A 16,798-nucleotide genomic window follows, 5' to 3' on the forward strand; every position below is an offset into this window, starting at 1 on the left:
CTCCTCATGAGACGGGTTCTTTTCGGTTTATGCTTGTTCTGTCACGTGTACCTTTAATGTTGCTTGTACCTCTGGATGAAGCTTCACCGGTACATTTGTGTAACCTAATGCACGGATGGCGTCATTCAGCTCGATTTTGCGCTTATCGACTTTGATTTGATGATCTTTTTGCAATTTATCAGCAATTTGTTTGCTTGTAATAGATCCAAACAGACGGCCGCCTTCACCTGATTTTGCTGTTAGTTCCACTGTTAGCGCCTCAAGTGTTTCTTTTAATTGTTTCGCTTGTTCAAGCTCTTGGATGGCATTCTTTTTCTCTTTGTTCTTCTGCCCTTCCAATGCGCTTAGGTTCGTTGGGTTTGCTTCAACTGCTAACCCTTGTTTGATGAGAAAGTTGTGAGCGTATCCGTCAGCTACATTCTTGACTTCGCCTTTTTTCCCTTTGCCTTTTACGTCTTTTAGAAAGATGACTTTCATCTTTGAACCCCTCCTTCGAAATATTCATCAATGGCAGCTTTTAACTGCTCTACCGCTTCTTCAATGGTTATACCATACATTTGGGTGGCAGCGTTAGTTAAATGACCGCCGCCATCTAACGCTTCCATGATAATTTGGACGTTGATATCTCCTAATGATCTCGCACTAATGCACACCGTGTTGTCATCTCGTCTAGCGACAGCAAAGGACGCTTCTACCTCACTCATTGACAACAGGGAATCTGCCGTCTGGGCAATCGTGATTTGATCATAATACTCCGAGCTGTCTGACGGTAATGAAGCAATCGCCACCTGATTTTGATACAGATCTGTATGCTGAATGAGCTTTGCCCGTTTGATGTAATGATCGACGGTCTCTTTTAGGAATTTTTGCACAAGGACAGGATCTGCCCCCTTCGCACGAAGATAGGATGCTGCATCAAACGTTCTTGATCCCGTTCTCAGCGAGAAACTCTTCGTATCAACGATGATCCCTGCGAGAAGCGCAGTAGCTTCAATCATGTTAATGCGCAATTTCTTCGGCTGATACTCTAAAAGCTCTGTCACAAGCTCTGCTGTGGATGAAGCATACGGCTCCATATAGACAAGTAATGGGTCACGGATAAACTCCTCGCCGCGTCTATGATGGTCAATGACCACGATATTTTCAATTTTATTGAGTAGTCGTTCTTCCATGACGAGAGACGGTTTATGTGTATCCACGACCACAAGCAGCGTGTCGTCCTTCGCAAGCTCCATGGCTTCCTCTGGGGTGATAAAACGTGACCAAAGATCTTCATAATTCTTAATTTCACTAATCAAACGTTGAACACTGTCCCCAATCTGGTTGGCATCAATGACAATATAGCCTTCTTTCCCATTAGCCTGGGCGACCTTTAAAATCCCAATGGATGCACCGATTGAGTCCATGTCTGGGAACTTATGCCCCATAATCATGACATTTCCGCTTTCAGAAACAATTTCTTTTAAAGCATGAGAAATGACTCGTGCGCGTACACGTGTCCGTTTCTCCATTGGATTCGTTTTCCCGCCGTAGAATTTCACTTTTCCATTCGGCTGCTTAATGGCTACCTGATCCCCGCCTCGTCCGAGGGCAAGATCAAGACTCGACTGCGCAAGTGCCCCAAGCTCTTTTAAAGAAGGTACGGATGCACCGATCCCGATACTCAAGGTAAGCGTCGCACTATGCGCTCCTGTTTTCTCACGGACCTCGTCTAGAATAGAGAATTTCGACGCTTCCAGCTCTGCTAAAATGCTCTCATTTAGAACCGCCATAAATCGTTCGGACGAAATTCGCTTCAGGAAAATGCCATATTCCTGTGCCCAATTGTTTAAAAGAGACGTCACTTCACTATTAATGGTGCTGCGCACCTGATCGTCAAGACCCTGCGTGACATCATCGTAATTGTCTAAAAAGATATAAGATAACACCGTTCGTTCATTTTCGTACTGTCTTTCAATTTGTACCTGTTCTGTGACATCAAAGAAATATAAAAGGCGCTCTGACCGTTTAATAATGACTTTGAATTTTCGGTCATTCAGCGTCACATTTTCTGTCTCGACCTCTTGTTTAATAAGAGGCACAATGGACTCGAATGTATCATACAAGGATCTGCCGACAAGCGTGCTTTCATGAAAACACGAAGCGAGAAATGGATTTGTCCATTCGATATAATACTGGTCATTAAACAGCATAATACCAATTGGCATTTCCATTAATGCTTCTTCTCCAACCTTTTTGACTCGATAGGATAATGTTGAAATATATGAATCAATCTCTTTTTGCACTTGCGTATCTGCCCACTTTAAGAAGTAGAGCACACCTGCAAGGACTAAAAGACCAACCGCTCCTATGATCCAATTATAATAAAGGTTGAGGAGGACTGTGACCACCGCAAGGAAAATCAAAGCGATGATCGGATACTTGATGACAGGTTTTCTATAGAAGCTTGGCACTGATATCAACTCCTCAACATTCAGAGTGAATTATTTGTTTTTTACTTTTTCTCTTAAATCAAAGCCTATGTCAGCAATCCCTATAATACGCACAATCACAGCGACTGGCGGATAGAGAACCCCTAACACGATAGCGAAAATGGGCACCGCTTTTGAGATGCTTTTTTCGTGGCAATAATAGAAGATAAAAGAAAATCCCTGAATAAGCACCAGTATATATAAAATTTGAAACGCACTCGTTTGAACGAGCGATAAAAAGCTGCCTTTTTCCGTCTGAATCAGCATCAAAAGCAGTGTGAGTAAATAATACCATACCATGCTTTTTGGCAGCCGCATATCCTTAAATTTCTTCAAGGCTGGCATGTCTTTGACAAACCGTTTGATCAGAGGCTTCACAAACCAGTGGTTCACGAACGCCGTCAGCGTAACTAACATCAACAGCGCGACAGGTAAAGCACTCAATGCAGTATCCTGCATCTCTCTGAACTGCTTCAGCTGCTTCGCAATGTCCTGCTCAGAAGCGCCGGATTGCTTTAAGACACTCTCTAACATCGGAATCATTTGCTCAATCGACTCTTTCGCGATACCCATGATATCGACTTGAAAAAGCTGAACACTGACAACAAAGGAGATAAGGAAACTGAATAAATAGATCAGCGCACCTGCAATGATGGCATTCCCAGGCTGCCGTCTGCTGTAGAAAACACCCATGCCTAATCCGACAGCAATCAGAATTGGTGCCGTCATGAGTCCATTAATAGATCCAATTAAAAAGCTGATCACTATCCCAATAGCGCCAGCAGCAATTCCTTTTTTCAAGCCGTGCCTGATTGTATAGAGGATGATCGGAATCGGAGCAGCTAGAAAGAAAATAATGGATAATAGCGGCACATACAAATAAAACAGCGTCATGACAGAGAAAATACTGATCATGATAGCGCCCTCTACTAACGCTTTTGTTTGTTTCACACCTTCACCTCTATCTAATCCTTTTACTATATCTTGCTCAATGTGTCCTTCTATGTATACGTACGATGTAAGCTACACCATGTCTTACCCCAACCTTTATTTTACCATAGCGGTAAATCGCAAGTAAAATGCAGGCTATCTTAGGAGCGTTTCACGTGGAACACTGATATCGATTCGTACATGCAACTTTTCAAACAGCATGTTACAATTTTTTAGATTATTCTTAGCTATAAACCCTGAATTCAAGGTCAAAAGCTGTTAGAATAGAAACATCATCAATAAATGTAAGAAGGAGAATTCACATGGGAAAAACACTCGTATTCGGACACAAAAACCCTGACACAGACACGATTTGCTCTGCTATCGCTTACGCTGATCTAAAAAACAAAATCGGCGTCGAAGCAGAAGCCGTCAGACTTGGAGAAATCAATGGAGAAACACAATACGCATTAGATTTCTTTAAACAAGAAGCACCTCGTTTCATTGAAACGGCTGCAAACGAAACAAAGCAAGTCATTCTTGTCGATCATAACGAATTCCAACAAAGTGTAAGCGATATTGATCAAGTACAAGTGACTGAGGTCATTGACCATCACCGTATTGCCAACTTTGAAACAAGTGAACCTCTATACTATCGCGCTGAGCCTGTTGGCTGTACAGCAACAATCTTAAACAAAATGTACAAAGAGAACCAAGTGAAGATTGAAAAAGAAATCGCTGGTTTACTTTTATCTGCAATCATTTCTGATTCCTTGCTATTCAAATCACCAACATGCACACAACAAGACATTGATGCTGCGCATGAGCTCGCAAAAATCGCAGGGGTAGATCCAGAAGTTTACGGCCTAGACATGCTAAAAGCTGGCGCTGACCTAAGCCAAAAAACGGTTCAAGAACTAATTACAATTGATGCAAAAGAATTCGCACTAGGAAATAGCAAAGTGGAAATTGCGCAAGTCAATACAGTAGATATCGCAGAAGTTACAGCAAGACAGGCTGATATTGAAGCGAAAATCAATGAAGTCATCGCAGCGAAAGGTCTTGATCTATTCGTTCTAGTGATCACAGACATCCTAGAAAATGACTCTCTTGCACTTGCACTCGGTGCCGAAGCTGCAAAAGTAGAAAAAGCATTTAACGTCACACTTGAAAACAACACCGCTTTACTAAAAGGTGTTGTATCAAGAAAGAAACAAGTCGTACCTGCACTGACAGACGCACTTTCTTCATAAACACAACAAGACTGCTGACATGTTCAGCAGTCTTGTTTCTTCTTTTAATGAATGTACATATCACTTACAAGGACATCCTTTAACACACTTGTTGGAATCGTAAATTCCACTACACCCATGTAACCAGGCGCCACATCATATTCATTAAAGGAAATCACCAGTTTGCCTTTTGAATTGATATAGAAGCTTTGATCTGGCTGAATCTTCTTAAACGGATCAACCGTATCTTGCTTGGTAATCCAATAAATCTTATTTGAATCCTCTTTCATCTGTTTCTTCATTTGGTCTTTAATATTTTCACTAATCACATCAATATAACGGTCATCTTTAAACAAGCTTGGTAATGTAATGAGTACATGATTTTTCTTATCCACCGTATCATACGTCATTTCCTCTGCCGCAGAAGCTTGAGTCGTCACCTTGTATCGACCTAGTGAAAGAATTTGATCATTGTTTGTTCTCACTTCATATCCGCTCTCTACACTTAAATGACCATTTTTATAACCCTTTGTTTCCTTCTCAAAATCTTGATACAGCTTTTTATTTTCAGCTAAATATTTTTGATTCAGGCTGTCTTGTAATTTTCCGTCCCCAAGCCCTGAAACGTGTGGTGTTTTAAGGTCAATATTCGTTCCTTGATCGCTCTTTTTAAATTCTGTGAATGTCACGACTTTCACCAGCTCGCCAATGACAGGTATTTCCGAAATCGCTCTTGCCGCCTGTGGACTGACATTCACAGTCGTGACAAATAGAGCAGCCGCAGCAACAAGTCCGATCGTCCATTGCTGAAAATGAGGTTTTTTGTTTTTTCGTTTTAATGTCCGTTCAACCATAGCATCATATTCCGGCGGAATAGGGATTTCTAAATATTCCTCTTTTAACTGTTCCAAATGCTTATCCATTTATATTTCCTCCTGCGATAATTCTACTTTTAAAAGCCGCAACGCCTTATATAATCTTGTTTTGATGGTGTTTTCGTTTTCTTCGAGAATGTGGGCGATGTCCTCTAGTTTTAAATCTTCAAAGAATCTCAAGATAATGATGACCCGGTACATGTCGGGCAAATCCTCTATGGCTCGTCTGACATCTTGATCTTCATATACATCTGATTCACCCTGTGATAAGAATTCAAGCGTGTCATCATCTGTCACCTGCACCCGCTTCTTCTTTCGTAAAAAGTCAAGGGCAGCATTCACCACGATTTTATAAAACCAGCTATGCATCTTGGTCGCATCCTCTAATCGGTGAACAGATTTGAGTGCTTTATGAATCGCCTCTTGAACGACATCCATCGCATCTTCTGGGTTTTTGACATAACTATAGGACAATCGATAAAAACTGTGTTTATGCTCCATTACGTAATCAGCAAATTGATCCTCTATTTTTCGTTTCTTCATTTTACAAAGAGCTCCTTTATCTTAAATGCGCATCGGTTATTTCTTACAATGGATAGACGCGCACCTTTTGAAAATAGTTTGCGCTCGATTATTTTTTAACATGTCATCCCATTTCCGTTTCTATACAAAAAGAGCGAACCAGACAGGTTCACTCCTTCAAAGCGGATATTGTTTGATGGACAAACTGTTTAAGTGGGGAAAGCGGATGAATGATCGGAATGCCTGTCTCCTTTTCCATCTGCTGTGCCGCATAAACCATCGATAGCTGCATCACGCAAATGTCTCCACTTTTTTTCATACATCTTCTGAGCTGCTTTTTAATTTGCTCCTCATAAGCATGCATGTCACCGTTTAGGCAAAGGTGAAAGATATCCTCCATCACCATAACCTCTGCATCAATCTGTTTGCCGTGCTCTTTTGCATATGATTCAAGCCGCTCCATTGTCCCATCCACTGTATCCGGGTTTGAAAACACAAGTTGAAGAGGCCCTTTTCTCTGACAAATCAGTTCAAATAACGGTTCATCAATCGGAACAATCGGTTGCTTAAAGAGATGCTGCTGATCACCCAAGGCGGCAATGTATTGTGTACACGTGAGCAGAATGATGTCGGCTTCATCTTCTTTCATCAATTTGTTGATGGCATAGGTTTGCTGCTTGTGAGGATTAAAATCGGGATCTTGTGTAGCACGTTCTATAAATGATGAATCGACCGTGTGATGCAACTCAATATCTGTATCACCAAACACCTCTTCTATATAGGACTGATTAGACGGATGGGCATGAAGGCAGTGTAATCGAATCATCAGGTTCGCTCCTCGTGAAAGTTTTCAATCATTATATCAATCCTTGTATGAAATAGGGAGAAAGATGACCATATTGTTAGGGAGATATTGAAGGAGGGATTTAATTGAAAGAAGATCAACACCCTAAACCATCTTCAGAGTCAGAAGACACTTTAACAAATCGTCAAGGTCATCCCGTAACAGACAATCAAAATATGAGAACCGTTGGGAATAGAGGGCCCACTACGCTTGAAAACTACGATTTCCTAGAGAAAATCAGTCATTTTGATCGCGAACGTATTCCTGAACGTGTCGTCCATGCGCGCGGGGCCGGAGCTCACGGTTATTTTGAAGCCTATGGCACATTCGGTGACGAGCCCATTTCCACTTATACAAGAGCGAAGTTATTTCAGGAAAAAGGAAAAAAGACTCCTGTTTTCGTTCGTTTTTCTTCTGTCATTCACGGCGGTCATTCGCCAGAAACGTTGCGCGATCCGAGAGGGTTTGCGATTAAATTTTATACAGAAGAAGGCAACTGGGACCTCGTTGGAAACAACCTGAAAATTTTCTTTATTCGAGATGCTTTGAAGTTTCCAGATTTGGTTCATGCCTTTAAGCCTGATCCTGTCACCAATCGGCAGGACGGCGAGCGTATTTTCGACTTCGTTTCGCAATCTCCTGAAGCGACGCATATGGTGACATTTCTCTTCTCACCTTGGGGCATCCCAGCAACCTATCGCCACATGCAAGGCTCAGGTGTCCATGCGTACAAATGGGTGAACCATGAAGGAAAAGCAGTGCTGGTCAAATATCACTTTGAACCGAAGCAAGGGATTCGCAACCTGACGCAAGAACAGGCTCAAGCGATACAAGGTGAAAACTTTAATCATGCCACACAGGATTTATATGAAGCCATTGAGCAAGGAGATCATCCTGAATGGGAGGTCTATGCGCAGATCATGGAAGATGATGCCCACCCTCACCTCGATTTTGATCCGCTTGATCCGACAAAGCTTTGGTACAAGGATGACTATCCATGGAAACCGATCGGACGGATGGTATTAAATAAAAATCCAGAAAATTATTTCGCAGAAGTTGAGCAGGTTGCCTTTGGGACTGGCGTTCTCGTAGACGGTTTGGATTTCTCAGATGATAAGTTGCTTCAAGGGCGCACCTTCTCTTACTCTGATACGCAGCGATATCGTGTGGGACCGAACTATTTACAGCTGCCGATCAATGCACCGAAAAAGCATGTCGCCACGAATCAAAGAGATGGGCAAATGGAATACCAGGTCGATCAAGGCAAAGGACAAAATCCTCATGTGAATTATGAACCATCGATCCTCGGCGGATTAAAAGAAGCAAAGCAGGCTGGAGAGGATCATACGCCTTTTGTAGAGGGTGACGTCAAACGGGAAGCCATTGACCGCCCGAACAACTTCGGACAAGCCGGAGAAACGTATCGCCGCTTCAATGATTGGGAACGTGAAGAATTGATTAAGAACTTAGTCAACACCCTTGCGACCTGTCAAAAAGACATTCAAGAGCAAATGATCGAAAACTTTACAAAGGCTGACCCTGATTACGGAAAGCGTGTCGCTGACGGCTTAAAAGCCTTCAAACAAGAACAGCCAAGCGGACCTATAGGATCTACAGGCGCCGCACAAGCTGTAGACGAAGCGATCAACAACAGCACACCATCAGATCCTTATTAAATAAAAAAGAATGCAGCGCCTAGGCTGCATTCTTTTTGTATTCATTGATTAAGCGTTTTGACCTTTTTTGATCCATTCTGCTACATTGACTGTACGTTTTGCTTGATGTTTTGCAGCAGCTTCTGCGTCCTCTTGGATCTTTCCATTTTGATCAACAGTGACACTCACGCCGTAAGGGTTGCCCCCTGCACCGTATAATGAGTCATCTGTGTATCCAGGAGCGGCAATAATCGCTCCCCAGTGGAACATCGTTGTGTAAAGACTGAGAATGGTCTGCTCCTGCCCACCATTTGGGTTTTGTGCAGAGGTCATCGCACTCACTGCTTTGTTTGCCAATTTCCCTTGGAACCATAAGCCACCAGTTGTGTCTAAGAATTGCTTCATTTGAGCCGGTAGGTTACCAAAACGTGTTGGCATGCTAAAGATGATGGCATCTGCCCACTCTAAATCACTTAATTGAACCTCTGGGACATCCTTTGTTTCGTCTAAATGTGCTTTCCATGCTGGATTTGATGCTACAACTGCTTCTGGTGCCAATTCAGCAACCTTTAATACTTTCACTTCAGCGCCAGCTTCTTTCGCTCCAGCCTCTGCCCATTTTGCCATCTGATAGTTTGTACCTGTTGAACTATAATAAATAATTGCTACTTTTACGTTTTCCATTTGTTCCATCTCCTTTTGTTTGGTTTGCCCAAAAAGCTTCTGTAAAAATCCCATCTATATTCCCTACCTTCATTAAAATTGACGACGATACCATAATGCCGCAGCATCGACTTCTTCTCTCGTTAGCTGATGTCCGCGTTTTTCCCAATGTAGTGTGACCGAAGCGCCTGCGCCTTGCAGCAATTGCTCAAGCTCCTGTGATTCCTCTGGACGGCACATTGGGTCATTTTCACCAGCTGCGATAAAGACTTGTTTCCCCGCCAATGAAGGCAATGAAACTCCGCGTCTTGGAACCATTGGATGATGCAGGATCGCTCCTTTTAACGCATCCTTGTAATGGAATAAAAGACTTCCTGCAATGTTCGCCCCATTGGAATATCCGAGAGCGACGACATTGTGACGATCGAACCCATATTCATCTGCTGCTTCTCCGATAAATGTATACAGTTCCTCTGTCCGCTCAATTAAATCCTGCTCATCGAAAACACCCTCTGCTAAACGTCTGAAAAAGCGCGGCATACCGTTTTCCAACACATTCCCTCTCACACTAAGAACGGATGCGTCAGCATCTACTAAATCGGCAAGCGGCAATAAATCTTCTTCCGTCCCGCCAGTACCATGCAGTAATAACAAAACAGGTCTTTGTTCATTCTTTCCTTTTCGAAAAAGATGTTTCATCATAAATCTCCTTTCCCTTTGATTTCTCTTACCTCAATAGGCAGCACAATTTGTTCAATCTGACTGCGCTGCGCCTCATATTGCGGTGGCAGTTTCAATGCTTCACCCATAGTTTCCACTGATTCATCGTGTGCAAACCCTGGAGGATCAGTCGCAATTTCAAATAATATACCGCCAAGCTCTCTAAAATAAATGGCATTGAAGTAATTTCGATCTTGCACAGGTGTCACTTGATACCCGCTTTGCGCAATATGTCTTTGCCAATCTAATTGATCCTGATCATCTGTCGCTCTCCATGCAATATGATGCACAACCCCAACACCCATACGTCCGCGTGCAACAGGTGTCTTGTTCACATCAATGACATTGCCGATCTCACCAAACGAACGGAATCTCACATAGTCCTCTTCTTCTCCAACGCGTTCAAAACCCATTGTTTGTTCGAGCAGCTGCATCGTTTGCTCTGGCTGTGATGTTAATAAAACAGCTCCCCCAAACCCTTTTATCGCAACATCTGGCGTAACGCCGTTAAATGTCCAATCATTTTGTTTCCCTTCCGCACGCTCTACAAGCTCAATCAACAAGCCGTGTGGATCTTCAAGTGAGAGAAAGGCTTCACCAAAGCGTTCAACCATTTCATAAGAAATATCAAATTGCTCAAGACGTTCCTTCCAGAAAGAGAAAGCGCCTGGCGGTACGACATATGTCGTCACGCCCACTTGACCTGCGCCAATTTGTCCCTTTTGAGCACCTGGCCAAGGGAAAAACGTGATAATCGTTCCCGGAGATCCTCCTTCATTTCCAAAATATAAATGGTAAGTACCTGGATCATCAAAATTCACGGTCTTCTTCACGAGACGAAGTCCTAAAACACCTGCATAAAAATCAACGTTCTCCTGAGGATGCCCTACAATTGCAGTGATATGGTGAATTCCTTCTGTTTTCTTCACTTCTAATGACCTCCTAATCATGAAGTAACAAGCCTCTATTCATTATGTCTTTACTGACGTCTTTATATTATCTCGAATTCGAGATATTAAAACGAAAAAATATATTTATCTCGAATTAAGGATATGATGTTTTTAAATAAAAGTCAACGATTTTTGTTTTTCCTTTTAAAAAAGCAGGTCTGCTTTTACATAACAGACCTGCTCTTCCATGATTATCGCAGTAATTTTTTCTTTTTTAAATAGGCTTTCGCTACCTGAAATGCATCCTTACCTTTCACATTCACTTCATAATTCATTTCTCTCATTTCATCGTCTGTGATTTGACCACCAAGCTTATTGAGAGAAGCCTCAATCTCAGGGTACTCCGTTAAAGTCTCCTGCCTTAACATCGGTGCTCCTTGATATGGCGGGAAAACATGCTGATCATCATCAAGCACCTTTAATTTGTATTGCCTCAATTCACTGTCTGTCGAATACGCATCGACTAAATTGATATCTCCTTTTTGAATCGCTCGATACCGAAGCTTCGGTTCCATCGTCACTACATCATCAAAGGAAAATTGATAGGTTTTTTGAATACCTCGATACCCGTCCTGTCGATCAGAAAATTCTAAGGTGAATCCAGCCTTTATGCGATTCTTGATTTTAGCTAGATCAGAAATATTGGATACATCATATTGATCAGCCAGCGACTGAGGCACGGCTAAAGCATACGTATTGTTGTAAGCCATCGGCTCAAGAAGGCGGAGCTGAAAGGATGATTCCAAACCGCGCCGCGCTTGCTCATACACTTTTTCTTTATCTGTGCTTTTCGCTGTTTGTTTAAGGAACTCAGAAATTGCAGTACCCGTAAACTCAGGATAAATGTCAATATCACCAGAACGTAAAGCTTGAAAAACAAAAGACGTCTTGCCAAGACCAGGCTTAAGATTGACTTGAATATCCGTATCCTGTTCAATTAAAAGCTTATACATCGAGATCAGAATTTCAGGCTCTGATCCTAGCTTTCCACCGATGGTGATTTCTTTTTTTTCTTGTTGAAAAAGTGCTGGGCCCGCGACAATAGCTCCTGCAATCACAGCAAAAACCGTCACAGAAATCACAGTCTTTTTAAAAGAAATTTTCTCAAATGTACGCAGCACCACATCAAATAAGAGTGCGAGTAAGGCTGCTGGTATAGCGCCAATGACAATGAGTGACATATCATTTCGGTCAATTCCCAGCAAAATCAGACTTCCTAATCCCCCAGCTCCGATCAGTGCGGCAAGAGTGGCAGTTCCCACAATGAGAACCATCCCGGTTCGGATACCTGCCATGATAACTGGCATGGCCAGAGGCAGTTCCACCTTTAATAACCGTTTACGATGATTCATTCCCATGGCAAGCGCCGCTTCCCTCAGGGAAGGATCGACCTCCTGAATACCTGTATATGTATTTCTTAAAATAGGGAGTAGGGCATAAACGACAAGCGCAATAATCGCAGGCACTTGCCCAATCCCAACGAGAGGAATCAGCAAGCCAAGCAGCGCAAGCGACGGGATTGTTTGCAAGACCGCCGTCACCCCAATCACCCATTCTGCAAGCTTTGGCACCCTCGTTAAATAGATACCTAAGGGAATGGCAATCAAAATGGCTAAAAATAAAGCAATAAACGAAATTTGAATATGCTCAAGCAAGGCGTGTCCCAATTGTTCTTTTCGATCCAATAACACACTGATCCAATCATTCATGTGACTCGCCCCTCTCTCTAGGAGAATCAGCTAAAAACTGAATCACCGCTTGACGATTCACTAGTCCAATTCGCTCCCCATCCTTTTCCACAGCCAATTCCTCATGCTTTGCCAATTGGGATAAGACCTCATCCAGCGTGGTATGTGCTGTGATCACTTCATAGCCTAAAAGAGCCTCGTGAGCCATTGGTCTAGCCAAGACTTCTAGCTCAAACGCTTGTTGTCCTACATGGCGAGCAGCCCCGGAGACAAACTCCCGAACAAAAGCATTGACTGGGTGTTGAACCAATTCCTCTGGACGACCAATCTGCACCACTTTCCCTTCCTTCATGATACAAATTCGATCACCAAGCCTCATCGCCTCCTGCATATCATGCGTCACGAAAACAATGGTCTTTTGAATACGGCGCTGCAAATCAAGCAGATCATCCTGCAATTTCTCCCTCGTTAGTGGATCTAACGCACTAAATGGTTCATCCATCAGAATAATCTCAGGATCAGCTGCAAGTGCACGTGCCACACCGATACGCTGCTGCTGTCCACCAGATAGCTCTGACGGCTTCCGATGTCGATACATAGCAGGATCAAGCCCAACCATCTGCATCAATTCATCCACTCGCTTTTTAATCTCGTTCCGACTCCATTGCTTGAGCTCTGGCACCACAGCGATATTTTCTTCAATGGTCATATGAGGAAAAAGAGCAATTTGCTGCAGAACATACCCAATATCCCAGCGCAGTTCATACATATCATAATCGTTTATTTTTTGACCCTTTATGTAAATCTCACCTTCTGTTGAAGAAATGAGACGATTGATCATTTTCAATGTTGTCGTTTTCCCGCTTCCACTAGGTCCAATGAAAACAAAAAACTCACCTTTCTGAATCTCTAAATCAACCGATTGAACGGCATAGCGCTCATCAGAAAATTGCATCGATACCTTCTTAAATTCAATCATCATCCCACGCCCTGACTGCAATTATTTTCTAGACTACCAATATGACAGATCGACCCCGTATTTGTATAGAACAAACTGTCACTTTTACTCTCTTTTACATACTTCCCCTAAGGTGCCCGCCAAAAACAGCTCTAGCCAAATCGGATGAGATTCTTCGTGAGACAATAAAAAAAGCGAAGAGCTCGAGGCTCTCCGCTTTTAAGTCAACGACTTACTCACCAGTAACGTATGGAAGTAATGCCATTTGACGTGATTTTTTAATCGCTAATGTCAATTTACGTTGATACTTAGCGCTAGTTCCTGTTACACGACGAGGTAAAATTTTACCACGCTCAGAAACAAACTTTCTAAGAAGATCAACATCTTTGTAATCGATGTGCGTGATACCGTTAGAAGTAAAGAAACATACCTTACGACGTTTCGCACGACCGCCTCTGCGTCCACCTGCCATTTGTTTTCACACCTTTCCTTTAGTCAATTTTTCAGATCAATTAGAATGGCAAATCATCATCGGAGATGTCAATCGGTTTACCATCATTCGCAAATGGGTCATCATTGAAGCTATTTCCCTGATTACGATTTTGTTGGTTGCTTTGATTGCCATATGGATTTTGACTTGGTTCATTTCCAAATGGATTCTGATCGTTTTGGCTACCGCCATAATACTGGCCTCCGCTATTGCCACCGCCGCTGTATCCACCTGAACCAGCACCGCCGCTCTTAGGCTCAAGAAATTGAACACTTTCAGCTTGAACTTCTGTCACGAAGACACGCTGTCCTTGCTGATTTTCATAGTTTCTTGTCTGCAAACGACCGTCTACACCGGCAAGACTTCCTTTTTTCAAGAAATTAGCCACGTTCTCGGCTTGTCTTCTCCAAGTAACACAGTTAATGAAATCGGCTTCACGCTCTCCAGATTGATTCGTAAACGTACGATTCACAGCTAGAGTAAACGTGGCTACAGCCGCACCATTAGGCGTGTAGCGAAGCTCAGGGTCTTTTGTTAGTCTTCCGACCAATACAACACGGTTTAGCATATTGAAAGACCACCTTTAAATATATATTTCAATGATTTATACTTCTTCTTTAACAACAATGTGGCGAATGATATCGTCACTGATCTTAGCTAAGCGGTCAAATTCTTGAACTGCTGCAGCGTCAGATTGAACGTTTACGATTTGGTAGAAGCCTTCACGGAAATCGTTGATTTCGTATGCAAGACGACGTTTACCCCAATCCTTTGTTCCAGTGATCTCCGCACCGTTTGAAGTTAACACGTTATTGAAACGCTCGATAACTGCTTTTTTAGCCTCATCGTCAACTGTTGGGCGGATGATGTACATAACTTCGTACTTTCTCATCTGATTGCACCTCCTTTTGGTCTAAGCGGCCCTATACGGGCAAGGAGCAATAAATTATATTACTCACAATTGTATATTATAACAAATTACTTGGCCTATGACAAGAACCTATACATTAAAACGGAAATGAATGACGTCTCCATCTTTCACTACATATTCTTTACCTTCTAGACGGACTTTTCCAGCCTCTTTTGCAGCAGACATGCTTCCACCAGCAAGTAAATCTTCATATGCAACCGTTTCAGCACGAATAAACCCACGTTCAAAGTCCGTATGAATGATTCCAGCACATTCCGGTGCCTTCATTCCCTTTTTAAACGTCCAAGCGCGTACTTCCTGCTCACCTGCTGTGAAATAAGTAGCTAAACCAAGAAGTGAATAAGATGCTTGAATCAGCTGATCTAGACCTGACTCTTTGATGCCAAGCTCTTCAAGGAACATCTGCTTCTCTTCTCCTTCAAGCTCTGCAATTTCAGACTCGATCTTCGCACATACGACGATGACTTCAGCATTTTCACTAGAAGCAAACTCACGGATTTGCTGCACATATTCGTTGCCGTCATGATCTGCTACTTCATCCTCACTCACATTTGCTACATAAAGAACTGGTTTAGATGTGAGTAAATGAAGCTGTTTCACAAGCTTTTGCTGCTCATCTGTAAATTCTACAGATCTTGCCGATTTCCCAGCTTCAAATGCGTGCATTAGCTTCGACAAAATATCAAATTCAGCTACCGCTTCCTTATCCTTTTGTTTTGCAAGCTTACTCACACGAGCCAAACGTTTTTCAACTGTTTCTAAATCAGCCAAAATCAACTCTAAATTAATGGTTTCGATATCTGACACAGGGTCAACCTTACCTGATACGTGTGTGATGTTATCATCTGCAAAAGCTCTCACCACGTGACAGATCGCATCTACTTGACGAATGTGAGAAAGGAATTTATTCCCTAAACCTTCACCTTTTGAAGCCCCTTTGACAATACCAGCAATATCAGTGAATTCAAAAGCAGTCGGAACTGTCTTTTTCGGCTGCACCAATTCTGTTAGTTTTTGCAAACGTTCGTCTGGAACTTCTACAATTCCGACGTTTGGATCAATGGTACAAAACGGATAGTTAGCAGACTCCGCTCCAGCCTGTGTAATTGCATTAAATAGCGTTGACTTCCCGACGTTAGGTAAGCCAACAATACCAGCTGTTAAAGCCATTCTTTCATCTCCTCTATATCAAACGTGCTCGTTATACTGCGTAATATGAACCTAGAGCAATTATAAGTAGGTTTACATGAAAAGACAAGCTAACCGTTATGCATTATCAATAGAAGAAACATTGCCAAAAAGAATAAATCAATCCTTCAAAACGGGAATTTGCATCTAATTCTTCTATACAAAAGAAGAATTTCATCAAAAAAGCATGAGGCCTACTTAAGCAGTTGGCTCCTCATGCTTGACGAGAATTTTCTTCATTTTTCGTTCAAAGTCTCTTCTTGGGATCATGACGCTATGCCCGCAGCCTTCACATTTAATGCGAATATCCATGCCCAACCGAATCACTTTCCACCGATTGACACCACATGGATGGGGCTTTTTCATTTCAACGACGTCATGTAACCCAAACGCTTTGTCTGCCATCAGCTTTCACCTCTCTTGCTCACTTCATTGAATCTATTGTACAAAAAAACGGCGATGAAGAGCAATGCACAAAGCAAAGACCCTCTTTCAATCGTTCATCCTATTCTTTTTTATAGAAAAAACCCTTCTTTTAGATCATTTTATTTGTGACCAATAGTTACTTAAACTCCGCTTTTTTTCAATATTGTCACAAACACCGTAGGTCAAAAGGTTTTTATTGGTAGAACGCTGTGGTTTTTCCATATTTTTTGATTTATGATATCTGCATAAATGTTA

Annotated in this window: 18 protein-coding genes; 2 read left to right on the plus strand and 16 right to left on the minus strand. The window is 42.3% G+C overall.

Annotated features, from left to right (window positions below; translation table 11 throughout):
• Window positions 1-27 precede the first annotated feature (27 nt).
• Genes rplI through MKZ05_RS18725 form a run of 3 tightly spaced genes read right to left on the minus strand, consistent with a single transcriptional unit; the run spans window position 28 to window position 3,422 of the window.
• Complete coding sequence (rplI, locus tag MKZ05_RS18715) at window positions 28-477, minus strand: 50S ribosomal protein L9 (RefSeq protein ID WP_044139055.1); 450 nt, start codon at window positions 475-477, stop codon at window positions 28-30.
• On the minus strand, window positions 474-2,453 hold the full coding sequence (locus tag MKZ05_RS18720; protein ID WP_003214961.1) for a DHH family phosphoesterase: 1,980 nt from the start codon (window positions 2,451-2,453) through the stop codon (window positions 474-476). Before MKZ05_RS18720 ends, rplI begins: the two co-directional genes overlap by 4 nt.
• 30 nt (window positions 2,454-2,483) lie before the next feature.
• The gene (locus tag MKZ05_RS18725; protein WP_339160862.1) at window positions 2,484-3,422 is read right to left on the minus strand and encodes a YybS family protein; all 939 of its coding nucleotides are present in this window, start codon (window positions 3,420-3,422) and stop codon (window positions 2,484-2,486) included.
• Window positions 3,423-3,724: 302 nt separating this feature from the next.
• Between MKZ05_RS18725 and MKZ05_RS18730 the strand changes: the two genes are divergently transcribed.
• Complete coding sequence (locus tag MKZ05_RS18730; protein WP_212046510.1) at window positions 3,725-4,654, plus strand: manganese-dependent inorganic pyrophosphatase; 930 nt, start codon at window positions 3,725-3,727, stop codon at window positions 4,652-4,654.
• A gap of 44 nt (window positions 4,655-4,698) precedes the next feature.
• Here the strand turns inward: MKZ05_RS18730 and MKZ05_RS18735 are convergent, their stop codons facing one another.
• From MKZ05_RS18735 to MKZ05_RS18745, 3 genes are all read right to left on the minus strand, one after another.
• Entirely contained in the window at window positions 4,699-5,556 is an 858-nt protein-coding gene (locus MKZ05_RS18735; RefSeq protein ID WP_050944665.1) for a DUF3298 and DUF4163 domain-containing protein, read from the minus strand.
• Window positions 5,557-6,051, minus strand: a complete 495-nt coding sequence (locus tag MKZ05_RS18740) for an RNA polymerase sigma factor (protein WP_050944666.1) — start codon at window positions 6,049-6,051, stop codon at window positions 5,557-5,559.
• A gap of 148 nt (window positions 6,052-6,199) precedes the next feature.
• Complete coding sequence (locus tag MKZ05_RS18745) at window positions 6,200-6,856, minus strand: hypothetical protein (protein WP_339160865.1); 657 nt, start codon at window positions 6,854-6,856, stop codon at window positions 6,200-6,202.
• A gap of 104 nt (window positions 6,857-6,960) precedes the next feature.
• Between MKZ05_RS18745 and katX the strand changes: the two genes are divergently transcribed.
• Entirely contained in the window at window positions 6,961-8,550 is a 1,590-nt protein-coding gene (gene katX / locus MKZ05_RS18750; RefSeq protein WP_335353059.1) for a catalase KatX, read from the plus strand.
• A 48-nt stretch (window positions 8,551-8,598) separates the two neighbouring features.
• Here the strand turns inward: katX and wrbA are convergent, their stop codons facing one another.
• From wrbA to MKZ05_RS18800, 10 genes are all read right to left on the minus strand, one after another.
• Window positions 8,599-9,267 carry an NAD(P)H:quinone oxidoreductase gene (gene wrbA, locus MKZ05_RS18755; RefSeq protein ID WP_339160868.1) on the minus strand — a complete coding sequence of 223 codons (669 nt, stop codon included), beginning with the start codon at window positions 9,265-9,267 and terminating at the stop codon, window positions 8,599-8,601.
• An 18-nt stretch (window positions 9,268-9,285) separates the two neighbouring features.
• Complete coding sequence (locus MKZ05_RS18760; protein ID WP_339160870.1) at window positions 9,286-9,894, minus strand: alpha/beta hydrolase; 609 nt, start codon at window positions 9,892-9,894, stop codon at window positions 9,286-9,288.
• A complete protein-coding gene (locus tag MKZ05_RS18765) occupies window positions 9,891-10,862 on the minus strand; it encodes a ring-cleaving dioxygenase (protein ID WP_339160872.1) in 972 nt (323 codons plus the stop codon). Before MKZ05_RS18765 ends, MKZ05_RS18760 begins: the two co-directional genes overlap by 4 nt.
• 191 nt (window positions 10,863-11,053) lie before the next feature.
• On the minus strand, window positions 11,054-12,571 hold the full coding sequence (locus tag MKZ05_RS18770) for an ABC transporter permease/substrate-binding protein (RefSeq protein WP_339160875.1): 1,518 nt from the start codon (window positions 12,569-12,571) through the stop codon (window positions 11,054-11,056).
• Window positions 12,564-13,529, minus strand: a complete 966-nt coding sequence (locus MKZ05_RS18775) for an ABC transporter ATP-binding protein (RefSeq protein WP_339160878.1) — start codon at window positions 13,527-13,529, stop codon at window positions 12,564-12,566. The genes MKZ05_RS18770 and MKZ05_RS18775 overlap by 8 nt, the downstream gene beginning before the upstream one ends.
• A gap of 211 nt (window positions 13,530-13,740) precedes the next feature.
• The gene (rpsR, locus tag MKZ05_RS18780) at window positions 13,741-13,980 is read right to left on the minus strand and encodes a 30S ribosomal protein S18 (RefSeq protein ID WP_008347556.1); all 240 of its coding nucleotides are present in this window, start codon (window positions 13,978-13,980) and stop codon (window positions 13,741-13,743) included.
• A 40-nt stretch (window positions 13,981-14,020) separates the two neighbouring features.
• Window positions 14,021-14,566, minus strand: coding sequence for a single-stranded DNA-binding protein SsbA (gene ssbA / locus MKZ05_RS18785; protein WP_003215157.1), 546 nt, complete (start codon window positions 14,564-14,566; stop codon window positions 14,021-14,023).
• A gap of 36 nt (window positions 14,567-14,602) precedes the next feature.
• Window positions 14,603-14,890 carry a 30S ribosomal protein S6 gene (gene rpsF / locus MKZ05_RS18790; protein WP_003215073.1) on the minus strand — a complete coding sequence of 96 codons (288 nt, stop codon included), beginning with the start codon at window positions 14,888-14,890 and terminating at the stop codon, window positions 14,603-14,605.
• Window positions 14,891-14,998: 108 nt separating this feature from the next.
• Window positions 14,999-16,099: a redox-regulated ATPase YchF gene (ychF, locus tag MKZ05_RS18795; RefSeq protein WP_268459986.1), complete on the minus strand. Its 1,101-nt coding sequence runs from the start codon at window positions 16,097-16,099 to the stop codon at window positions 14,999-15,001.
• A 216-nt stretch (window positions 16,100-16,315) separates the two neighbouring features.
• Complete coding sequence (locus tag MKZ05_RS18800; protein ID WP_012011910.1) at window positions 16,316-16,522, minus strand: DUF951 domain-containing protein; 207 nt, start codon at window positions 16,520-16,522, stop codon at window positions 16,316-16,318.
• Window positions 16,523-16,798: the final 276 nt, after the last annotated feature.

The sequence above is a fragment of the Bacillus sp. FSL M8-0277 genome, from assembly GCF_037975305.1.
Lineage (GTDB): Bacteria > Bacillota > Bacilli > Bacillales > Bacillaceae > Bacillus > Bacillus pumilus.

Excerpts from the sequence above, each read along its gene's own strand:
- MKZ05_RS18770 (WP_339160875.1), bottom strand. The coding sequence starts at position 12,571 with ATGAATGATTGGATCAGTGTGTTATTGGATCGAAAAGAACAATTGGGA.
- rpsF (WP_003215073.1), bottom strand. The coding sequence starts at position 14,890 with ATGAGAAAGTACGAAGTTATGTACATCATCCGCCCAACAGTTGACGAT.
- rpsR (WP_008347556.1), bottom strand. The coding sequence starts at position 13,980 with ATGGCAGGTGGACGCAGAGGCGGTCGTGCGAAACGTCGTAAGGTATGT.
- MKZ05_RS18760 (WP_339160870.1), bottom strand. The coding sequence starts at position 9,894 with ATGATGAAACATCTTTTTCGAAAAGGAAAGAATGAACAAAGACCTGTT.
- ychF (WP_268459986.1), bottom strand. The coding sequence starts at position 16,099 with ATGGCTTTAACAGCTGGTATTGTTGGCTTACCTAACGTCGGGAAGTCA.
- MKZ05_RS18730 (WP_212046510.1), top strand. The coding sequence starts at position 3,725 with ATGGGAAAAACACTCGTATTCGGACACAAAAACCCTGACACAGACACG.
- MKZ05_RS18775 (WP_339160878.1), bottom strand. The coding sequence starts at position 13,529 with ATGATTGAATTTAAGAAGGTATCGATGCAATTTTCTGATGAGCGCTAT.
- wrbA (WP_339160868.1), bottom strand. The coding sequence starts at position 9,267 with ATGGGATTTTTACAGAAGCTTTTTGGGCAAACCAAACAAAAGGAGATG.
- MKZ05_RS18800 (WP_012011910.1), bottom strand. The coding sequence starts at position 16,522 with ATGGCAGACAAAGCGTTTGGGTTACATGACGTCGTTGAAATGAAAAAG.
- MKZ05_RS18745 (WP_339160865.1), bottom strand. The coding sequence starts at position 6,856 with ATGATTCGATTACACTGCCTTCATGCCCATCCGTCTAATCAGTCCTAT.
- MKZ05_RS18740 (WP_050944666.1), bottom strand. The coding sequence starts at position 6,051 with ATGAAGAAACGAAAAATAGAGGATCAATTTGCTGATTACGTAATGGAG.
- MKZ05_RS18735 (WP_050944665.1), bottom strand. The coding sequence starts at position 5,556 with ATGGATAAGCATTTGGAACAGTTAAAAGAGGAATATTTAGAAATCCCT.
- MKZ05_RS18765 (WP_339160872.1), bottom strand. The coding sequence starts at position 10,862 with ATGATTAGGAGGTCATTAGAAGTGAAGAAAACAGAAGGAATTCACCAT.
- ssbA (WP_003215157.1), bottom strand. The coding sequence starts at position 14,566 with ATGCTAAACCGTGTTGTATTGGTCGGAAGACTAACAAAAGACCCTGAG.
- rplI (WP_044139055.1), bottom strand. The coding sequence starts at position 477 with ATGAAAGTCATCTTTCTAAAAGACGTAAAAGGCAAAGGGAAAAAAGGC.